We start from the raw sequence: 9033 nt of genomic DNA, 5'->3' as shown, positions 1-9033 counted from the left end.
GAAACCTTGAAGGCATGGATTCCCGCCTTCGCGGGAATGACGCCTCCCTGGGGTGGTATTCGGCGTATTTTCCTGGCGGCACCCTTCCGCATCACCACGGTGTCATCCCCGTGCAGACGGGGATCCATGAATTCTGAACCTCGAAGGCATGGATTCCCGCCTTCGCGGGAATGACAGAAAGCCGGCTCGGCATTCCGGGCCGAATGTCTCAGGCCTGGTCGGGGATGCGCAGTCTGGTCACGGCCAGGGCGCTGGCCGCGCACATGGTCAGGCCGAAGAGGACGAAGCACAGGGCGAAGCTGAAGGTCTCGCCGCCCCAGGCCAGCAGGGCCGGCATGAAACCTGCTCCGATGACGGAGGTGCACATGACCGTCAGGGACACGGACAGGTCGTTGGTGGCCTTGGGGCAGACCAGGGACAGGACGGCGAAGCCCACGGGGAAGAAGCAGACCACGAAGACGGGCTGCAGGGTCAGCATGGCCACGGTCCACCACAGGGGGCCGTACCCGGACAGGGCCGTGGCCGCGCCCGTGCCGACGAGGCACAGGGCCAGGGTGCGGCGGTAGCCGATGCGGCGGATGATCCAGCCCGTTGCCGGCAGGAAGGCCAGGGAGGCGATGCGCGAGCAGCCCAGAATGATGTTGGCCGTCTCGCGGCCGAGCCCCTTTTCCTGCACCAGGAAGGCCGGCACGAGGTTGTAGACGCCGACCTCCACGCTCACGGCCAGCACGAAGAGCAGGACCGTGATCCAGAAGGCGGGGCGGACGGCGATGACCTTGACGTTTCGCAGGACCGGGGGCATGCCCGGCCGCACCGTGCGCGGGCCGCGCAGGGCGTAGACGGCCGCCAGGAGCAGACACAATGCCCCCAGCAGGCGAAACAACATCGGGTACCCGGCCGAACCCATGAAGGCCTCGGCCACCAGGGGCGAGGCGATGAAGGCCAGATTCGGGGCCAGTTCGTGCACGGCGAAGGCCTGGCCCCAGTGGGCCGTGGGCGTGACCTCGGTGATGGTCACCACGCTGGAGGGCATGTACAGCCCGGCCCCGGCGCCCATGAGCAGGATCCAGACCGAGAAGCCGAAAAACGAGTCGCAGCCGGCGAGGCCCAGGAGGCCCAGGCCGATGCCGGCCACCGAGGCGACGATGGTCCCCTTGTGCCCGAGGCGCGCCGAGACGAAGCCCGCGCAGAGCACCGCGAGGCTGTACCCGCCCGAGAGGAAGATGAAGAGGTTGGCGCTGGCGGCCAGGCTGCGGCCGAGATGGTCGGAGATGGGCAGGAGCAGGGGGCCGAAAAGTGTCCGGGCCAGGAAGTTGGCGAAGAAGACCGTGGTCAGCAGCGTCAGGGCCGGCAGGGACGGGGCGAAGGGGGATATTTTTTCAGGGGATGGGTTCATGGCTTAACAACTGCAAGGAAAGTTTGTATTCGCCCGACTGGCGTAAAGGGAACATCCGATACGTGCAATGAACCGCAAAATCAACACAAACCGGGAGGTTCACGTGCCTCGACATATCTTGAACATTCTTTTCGCCCTGGCCATCGTGCTGGGTGGCGCCTTGGGCGCGCAGGCCGACGACCTGACGGACAGGATCCAGCAGCGCTACGACTCGCTGCAGTCCTTCCGCGGCTTTTTTCTGCAGAAGCTGACCAACGCCTCCAGCCGGGAGGTGCAGGAGCGCCTTGGCAACATCGCCTTCGCGCGGCCCCGCTTCATCCGTTGGGAGACGACCAGCCCCGAGAACGAGCTGCTCATCATCGGCAAGGACACGGTCTGGGAATACTTTCCTGACGAGGAGACGGTCTACCGCTACACGGTGGAACAGGTCCTGAGTTCCAAGACCATGATCCGCTTCCTGTCCGGCGAAGCCAATCTCAAGGACGACTTCACGGTCCAGGACTTGGGCATGGACGGCGAATTCCGCCACCTGAAGCTCATCCCCAAGGAACCCGAGCCGAATCTGGTGGAGGGCGAGGTCTGGGTGCGTCCGGGCCAGGACATCATGGAGCGCATCAAGCTGGTGGATTTCTTCGGCAACGTGAACGAACTCGAACTGACGGGCCTGGAGCTTGACGTGCCCGTGGACGAGAAGGAGTTCACCCTGGTCCCGCCCAAGGGAACCGAAGTCATCGAAGGCATGAAGGAAGAATGAGAAAATGGGGCCCGGAGTTCGAACGAACTCCGGGCCCCTTCGGTTTTGTTCAGGATCATCCGGGTTGAGCGACCATGAACGTGTGCGCCGCGAAAGGTCAACTCTGGACGCGTTCAAGCAAGATGGATCAATGTGGAAGCCAATCATTGCGAGGAGTCTTCGACGCGGCAATCCAGTTTTTCACAATCTTTTCCGGCTGTATTCCAGCGCACGTCGAGGATGAATCTCGCGCGTTGCCCGACCAGGCCGCGCTACGCTCGCGATGACGGGTCATTTGTGGTGATACGCCCGGATCAAAGTTCAACGACGTCAGTGGGCATCCAATAACAGCTTGGACGGTCTAACCTGAAGAGCCTTTTTTCAGACGGCCAGAAAGCGCAGGTAGAGGTCGCCCCGCCAGGGGCCCAGCCGGCGCCCCAGCCCGCGCAGGCGGATGGGCCGGCCGACCACAAAGTCGGGGGGCAGGGTCACGTCGATGGTCCGCGGCTCCGGGCTGAAGCGGTGCTTGATCTGCACGCGCAGGGTCGTGCCGGGGATGAGGGAGCGGGCGGGCATGCGCACGGTCTGGCTGTCGTCGAGCTGGCGCGCCGCCCAGTCCTTGACCGAGGCCACGAGGCCCCGGCCCAGATTGAAATTCAGGTCGCGCTCCCCCCATTTGACCTTGAGGCTCTTGGTCCGGATGGGTTCGGCAGGTTCCGCGCCGGGCTCCACGCCGCGCTTGAGCTTGCTGAAGATGTCCTCGAAGACCTGCTTGGCGAAGGGGTCGTTCAGGATGTCCCGCAGCACCTCCTCCTGTCTGGCCGAGAAGCCCCCGTAGGGCCGGCCGCCGCGCTTGATCTTGGCCTCCTCTTCCTGGCGGATGGTTTCGGCGCTGTAGCGCCGCCCGCCCTCGGAGTTGTCTTCGGGTTCGACCGGACGTTCCAGGTTCTTCTTCAGCAGCACGTAGGCTTCGTTCAGGCGGGTGAAACGCTGGGCCGCGCGCGCGTCGCCGGGGTTCAGGTCCGGGTGGTACCTGAAGGCCAGGCGGCGGTAGCTGGTCTTGATCTCGTCGAGGGTCGCGCCGGACGAAACCTCCAGCAGGGAGTAGCACTCGGACAGGCGCATCAGCTCTCTTCCGTCTTCCCGCACAGATCGGCGATGCGCAGGGCGCCAGCCTCGTCCTCGCGGCCGCTCTTGGCCAGGCCGCTGTCGAGGACGTAGGCCAGACCGACGCGCACGAACTCGGCATGCCCGCTCTCGGCCACGATGCCCGGGCAGTAGTCCTGGGCCAGCTCCCAGCTCACGGCGTCGGCCAGGTTGCCGCGGAAGAACGGCCAGGCGCGGCAGACGTCGGGCTTGGCCGGGTGCACGGTGCAGGCCTTGTCGCGGTCGAAGAAGATGCAGTAGCCGTCGTCGCCGCAGCGCAGAACCGTCTTCTTGCCCTGGGGCTCGGTGTAGCGCTCGCGGAACTGGGCGACGTCAAGGCCCAGGAAGGCGGCCAGGCGTTCCTGTTCAGGGGCCGAAGCCACGATGCCTCCCCGGCCCTGGCAGCAGTGGCCGCACATGCGGCAGTCGAATACGGATATGGTCATGATCGTTCCTCGCGTGGCCCCGACTTCAACCACAAGGGGCCGCCTTTGGCAAGGCCCGGCCCTTGACCTCTCGGCCCGCCCGGGGCTAGCACTTCGGCCAGCACAACGTCATCACAAGGATCGCCCATGAAAACCCGTATGCTACGCAACGAAGCACAATACGTCTGGGACATGCACGACGTCTTCACCCTGGGGGAACTCGGCCACCGCCGGCGCATGGATATGCACCCCGAAGGGGTCGTGACCTACATCGTCGACCGCAACATCAACTACACCAACGTCTGCGTGTCGGGCTGCAAGTTCTGCGCGTTCTTCAAGGGCCCGGGCGACGAGGGCGGGTACGTCCTGTCCACGGACGAGATCCTGGCCAAGGTCCAGGAAACCGTGGACCTGGGCGGCTACCAGATCCTGCTGCAGGGCGGCATGAATCCGGACTTGCCCCTGGGCTGGTACGCGGACCTGCTGCGGTCCATGAAGGCGCACTTCCCGCAGGTGGCGGTGCACGGCTTCTCGCCGTCGGAAATCTTCTACCTGAGCGGCAGGGAGTCGCGCCCCGTGGCCGACATCCTGACGCAGCTGCGCTCGGCCGGCCTCGACTCCATGCCCGGCGGCGGGGCCGAGATCCTGGTCGACGAAGTCAGGGGCCGCGTCTCCCCGCGCAAGTGCTCGGCCGACCAGTGGCTCTCGGTCATGGAAACTGCCCACGGCCTGGGCATGCGCACCACGGCGACCATGATGTTCGGCCAGGGCGAGACCTTCGACCAGCGCATCGAGCACCTCGACCGCCTGCGCGACCTGCAGGACCGCACGGGCGGCTTCACGGCCTTCATCCCCTGGACCTTCCAACCCCGCAACACGCGCATGCCGATGCCCGAGACCTCGTCCCACGAATACCTCAAGTTCCTGGCCCTGTGCCGGCTCTACCTCGACAACATCGACAACATCCAGGCCTCCTGGGTCACCCAGGGGCCCATGGTCGGCCAGCTGGCCCTGATGTGGGGCGCCAACGACATGGGCTCGACCATGCTGGAGGAGAACGTCGTGGCGGCCACGGGCGTGCACTTCCGCCTGCCCGAAGCCGAATTGCGCGTCCTGGTGCAGAAGGCCGGCTTCACCCCCAGGCGGCGGACCATGGACTACACCCTGTGCGAGGAGGTCGCGTGAGCTTTCTCTCTCTTGAGCGGATGCCCCTGTCCGAGGTGGCGGAGCGCACGGCTCGCCTGCGCCTGCACCTGGATACGCTGAACCCGGCTGCGTCCGGCATCCTCGTCTTTTCGAGGCTGGCGCTCTACCACCTGACCGGCGCCTGGGTCAGCGGCGTGCTGTGGGTGCCCATGGACGGCGAGGCCGTGCTGCTGTGCCGCAAGGGCATCGAGCGGGCGCAGCTCGACTCGCCCATGAGCCGCATCGTCGAGTTCAAGTCCTACTCCCAGCTGCCGACGCTGCTGCAGGACGCCGGCGTGCCCATGGGCGACGAGGTGGCCGTGGAGATGTCGGGCCTGACCTGGTCCATGGGCGAACTGCTGCGCTCCAAGCTCCCCGGCGTGGTCCTGGCGCCCGGCGACACGGCCCTGGCCTGGACCCGGGCCGTGAAGACGCCCTGGGAGCTGGCCAAGCTCCGTCTGGCCGGTGAGCGGCACGACAAGGCCCTGAACGACACCCTGCCGAACATGATCCGCCCGGGCATGACCGAGCGCGAAATCGCCCTGGCCGTGTGGGACGCCTTCTACAGCCACGGCCACCAGGGCATGATGCGCATGCAGAACGCGGGCGAGGAGATTTTTCTGGGGCATGTGGCGGCCGGCGACTCGGGCAACTACCCGACGGTCTTCAACGGCCCCCTGGGCCTGCGCGGGGCGCACCCGGTCCTGCCGTTCCTGGGTTACGCCGGCAAGGTCTGGCAGCGCGGCGAGCCCCTGGCCCTGGACTGCGGCTTCTGCCTTGAGGGCTACCACACGGACAAGACCCAAGTGTACTGGGCCGAGGAGTCCGTCATCCCCGAGGAGGCCGACCGGGCCCAGGACTTCTGTCTGCAGATCCAGGAGCACCTGGCCAGCCGCCTGGTGCCGGAGGCCGTGCCGGCGGAACTGTACCGCGATTGCATCCGCATCGCCCTGGCCAACGGCATGGGCGAGGGGTTCATGGGCCTTGGGCGCAACAAGGTCGGGTTTCTGGGGCATGGCATCGGCCTGGCCATCGATGAGTGGCCCGTCATCGCCCCGACCTTCGACCGTCCTCTGGAAGAGAACATGGTCCTGGCCCTGGAGCCCAAGATCGGCATCGCGGGCCTGGGCATGGTCGGCGTGGAGAACACCTTCGTGGTCACGCCCGAGGGCGGCAGATGCCTGACGGGCGAGCGCTTCGGGCCGACGTTCCCGGCTTAGGCGGGACTGGCGGCGGGGCGGGGATTGTGGCATGAATGAAAAATACGGATCGAAGCACTCGTTCCACCGAGGAAAAATGACCCCGAAACGCAAGCTCTGGCTCATCGACGCGAGCTACATGTTCAACGCCCGCCACAGCGTGCGCAGCGGCTACGAGTTCAGCTACCTGCGCCTGCGCCAGTACCTGGAGCAGGACGGCCCCATCTGGCGGGCCTACTACCTGAACTCCACGCCCAACCCGCCCTCGGACGGCCAGGACAATTTTCACCGCTGGCTGCGCAGCGGCCCGCCCATGGGGCCCAAGATCATCACCAAGTTCTACGGCCTCAAACAGCAGCGGGCCGACAAGGCCTATTGCGAGGAGTGCGGGCAGAAGGTTTCCCTGCGCTGCCAGAACCAGAACGGCGAAACCACCCACCGGGTCTTCAACGAGATCCAGAAGGGCGTGGACGTGGGCATCGCCACCCTGTCCCTCATCCATCAGCGCAACTACGACACGCTGCTCTTGTCCTCGGGCGACTCGGACCTGCTCGACGCCGTGGAACACCTCTCGGAGCAGGGCAAGACCATCGAACTCGTGGTCTTCCGCGACGGGGTGTCCTCGGAATTGCAGTGCCGGGCCGACCGCATTCACTGGATCAACGATTTCGCGACCGAAGTGGACAACGCAACCCGCGAGCAGGCGGCCGAGGGCGACAGCGCCCAGGCCGGCGCCACGGAGAGGAGGAACTCATGAGCGGCCTCGAAAAGTTCGTCTCGCAGTACACCATGGGCGAGGAGATCGCCAACAGCATCACCCACGCCGTGGCCACGGGGCTGTCCATCGCCGCCCTGGTGGTGCTCATCGTCTCGGCCGTGTCCCAGGGCGACGCCTGGCACGTGGTCAGCTTCTCGATCTTCGGGTCCACGCTGATCCTTCTCTATCTGGCTTCGACCCTGTACCACGCCATCCCGCTCCCGAGCGCCAAGCGCATCCTCAAGACCCTGGACCACAGCGCCATCTTCCTGCTCATCGCCGGCACCTACACGCCCTTCATGCTGGTCTCCATGCGCGGCGCCACCGGCTGGATCGTCTTCGCCGTGGTCTGGATCCTGGCCGTGGCCGGCGTGGTGCTCAAATGCTGCTGCGTGTACCGTTTCAAGCGCCTGTCCCTGACCATCTACCTCGGCATGGGCTGGCTGTGCGTGCTGGTCATGCGCGACATGTACGCCTCCCTGCCGGGCACGAGCCTGATCTTGCTGGCCCTGGGCGGCCTGGCCTACACCCTGGGCGTGGTCTTCTACGTCTGGAAGCGCCTGCCCTACAGCCACGCCATCTGGCACCTCTTCGTCATCGCCGGCAGCACCCTGCATTTCTTCTCCGTGCTGCACACCCTCCCGGCCTGACCCGCGTGTCCGACTGGTTCGTCTACGTGCTGCGCTGCGGCGACGGCACCTTTTACACCGGCATCACCACCGACGTTTCCCGCCGCCTGTCCGAGCACGCTTCGGGCGGCCCCAAGGCCGCCAAGTACCTGCGCGGCCGCGGCCCCCTGGAGTTGGCCTTTTCCGCGCCTGCGGGTGGACGGTCGCGGGCCCTGTCCCTCGAACGCTGGCTCAAGGGCCTGCCCCGCAGCCGCAAGGACGACCTCATCTGCGGCCGTCTGTCCTGGCCCGAACCCTAGCCGACTGAAAAATCCGAATTCGCAGGCCGTTCAAAAGCGGCCTGTTAGCCGAACATGAGCCATTGCGGGCGGAAGATGAGCAACAGCCCGACTGCCAGCATGAGCACCCCGCCGAGCATCCGGGCGAAGCGGACGTAGGTCGTGGTCGCGCCCGTGACCTCCAGGGTCAGCATGGCCGCCACGAAGACGACGAGATCGTCGGCCATGTAGAAGAAGATGTAGAGCGCAATGTAGGAATAGTACTTCCAGGCCGGGAACGCGTTCAGGGACAGGACCTGCGTGTAGATGGCCGGGAACCCCGCCGAGCAGACGATTTCCACGAGATTGACCATGAAGGCCAGGAGCGCCATCCCCACCAGGGACAGGAGCAGGCTGTGCTGTCCGATGATGGACCGCAGCCTGACGCGGAACTGCCTGCGCCGTTCGCTGCCGTTCATCCTGCAGCTGATCTCCTCGTGCGCCAGGGCGTCCCTGAGGCTGTACGCGCCTCCGGCCAGGGCGATGAGCCCGATCCCGACCCTGACCCACATGACGAGCCCGAAGAAGAGGATGAGGTTGAGCCAGGCAGCCATGAAGAGGAAATAGACCAAGGCCGAGGCGGCGATGAAAACGGTGCCCAGCAGCCACATGCGCGTGCGGTCCCGCATGCCGAGCAGCAGGCCGATCAGAAAGACCAGGGCCCACATGGCGCAGGGGTTGAACCCGTCCAGAAAGCCCATGACCACGGTCAGCAGGGGCAGGGAGAAGGCCAGGACGTCGATGTCGCCCAGCAGCGGGACGGTGATGATCCGCGTGCCCGGCGCAGTTGCCGCTACGGGCGCCGCGTCGGGTGCGGCCTTCGGGGGCGGTGGCGCCTTTTCGCCTTCGCTGGTTCGACGGACCAGGTCCGGGCAGTCCCCGGGCAGGCATTTGGCGACCAGCGTCCTGATCATGTCCGGGGTGAAGGCCTCGTCGAAGCCTATGATGAATTCCTCCCCGACAACGAGGAAGGGGACGGCGACGGAGTGCGCGTTGAGCCGCTCGGCGACCCTTTCGAGCAGTTCCATGTTTTTCGTGTTGAAATAGACTTCGTACCGCTCGATGCGCAGGTTGCCGTAGCGGTTTTCGTATTCCCGGAGGAGCTTTTCCTCCTTGGCGCAGTGAGGGCAGCCCTGGCCGTAGAAGAAGTGCATGACGAAAGGGGGCGGCGCGGCGTTAACGGCCGTCGGCGAGAGGAGAAGAACGAGAAGGAGGAAAAGGGCGGTGTGCATGCTTTCCCGCTCGG

General features: G+C 65.8%; 10 protein-coding genes. 6 read left to right on the top strand and 4 right to left on the bottom strand.

Annotation, left to right across the window (positions count from 1 at the left end; all coding sequences use genetic code 11):
• Positions 1-208 precede the first annotated feature (208 nt).
• Positions 209-1396, bottom strand: coding sequence for an MFS transporter (locus tag ACYQ3G_RS11600; protein ID WP_459825980.1), 1188 nt, complete (start codon positions 1394-1396; stop codon positions 209-211).
• A 103-nt stretch (positions 1397-1499) separates the two neighbouring features.
• Between ACYQ3G_RS11600 and lolA the strand changes: the two genes are divergently transcribed.
• A complete protein-coding gene (gene lolA, locus ACYQ3G_RS11595) occupies positions 1500-2150 on the top strand; it encodes an outer membrane lipoprotein periplasmic chaperone LolA (protein ID WP_459825979.1) in 651 nt (216 codons plus the stop codon).
• 360 nt (positions 2151-2510) lie between these two features.
• Here the strand turns inward: lolA and ACYQ3G_RS11590 are convergent, their stop codons facing one another.
• Positions 2511-3254 carry a J domain-containing protein gene (locus ACYQ3G_RS11590; protein ID WP_459825978.1) on the bottom strand — a complete coding sequence of 248 codons (744 nt, stop codon included), beginning with the start codon at positions 3252-3254 and terminating at the stop codon, positions 2511-2513.
• Positions 3254-3721 (bottom strand): YkgJ family cysteine cluster protein, encoded by a 468-nt coding sequence (locus ACYQ3G_RS11585; RefSeq protein ID WP_459825977.1) that lies wholly within the window; start codon positions 3719-3721, stop codon positions 3254-3256. Before ACYQ3G_RS11585 ends, ACYQ3G_RS11590 begins: the two co-directional genes overlap by 1 nt.
• A gap of 126 nt (positions 3722-3847) precedes the next feature.
• Between ACYQ3G_RS11585 and mqnC the strand changes: the two genes are divergently transcribed.
• The 5 genes from mqnC (at position 3848) to ACYQ3G_RS11560 (ending at position 7769) form a co-directional block, all read left to right on the top strand.
• Complete coding sequence (mqnC, locus tag ACYQ3G_RS11580; RefSeq protein WP_459825976.1) at positions 3848-4885, top strand: cyclic dehypoxanthinyl futalosine synthase; 1038 nt, start codon at positions 3848-3850, stop codon at positions 4883-4885.
• Entirely contained in the window at positions 4882-6105 is a 1224-nt protein-coding gene (locus ACYQ3G_RS11575; protein ID WP_459825975.1) for a M24 family metallopeptidase, read from the top strand. Before mqnC ends, ACYQ3G_RS11575 begins: the two co-directional genes overlap by 4 nt.
• Positions 6106-6181: 76 nt before the next feature.
• Positions 6182-6841, top strand: a complete 660-nt coding sequence (locus ACYQ3G_RS11570) for an NYN domain-containing protein (protein ID WP_459825974.1) — start codon at positions 6182-6184, stop codon at positions 6839-6841.
• A complete protein-coding gene (gene trhA / locus ACYQ3G_RS11565) occupies positions 6838-7491 on the top strand; it encodes a PAQR family membrane homeostasis protein TrhA (protein ID WP_459825973.1) in 654 nt (217 codons plus the stop codon). The genes ACYQ3G_RS11570 and trhA overlap by 4 nt, the downstream gene beginning before the upstream one ends.
• 5 nt (positions 7492-7496) lie before the next feature.
• The gene (locus tag ACYQ3G_RS11560) at positions 7497-7769 is read left to right on the top strand and encodes a GIY-YIG nuclease family protein (RefSeq protein WP_459825972.1); all 273 of its coding nucleotides are present in this window, start codon (positions 7497-7499) and stop codon (positions 7767-7769) included.
• A 44-nt stretch (positions 7770-7813) separates the two neighbouring features.
• Here ACYQ3G_RS11560 and ACYQ3G_RS11555 read toward each other — a convergent pair whose 3' ends face one another.
• Positions 7814-9019 (bottom strand): hypothetical protein, encoded by a 1206-nt coding sequence (locus ACYQ3G_RS11555; protein WP_459825971.1) that lies wholly within the window; start codon positions 9017-9019, stop codon positions 7814-7816.
• Between the last annotated feature and the right edge of the window lie 14 nt (positions 9020-9033).

Source organism: Desulfomicrobium salsuginis, assembly GCF_054657795.1.
The sequence above is the reverse complement of the archived record's forward strand: the minus strand, read 5'-3'. Positions and strand labels throughout refer to the sequence as shown.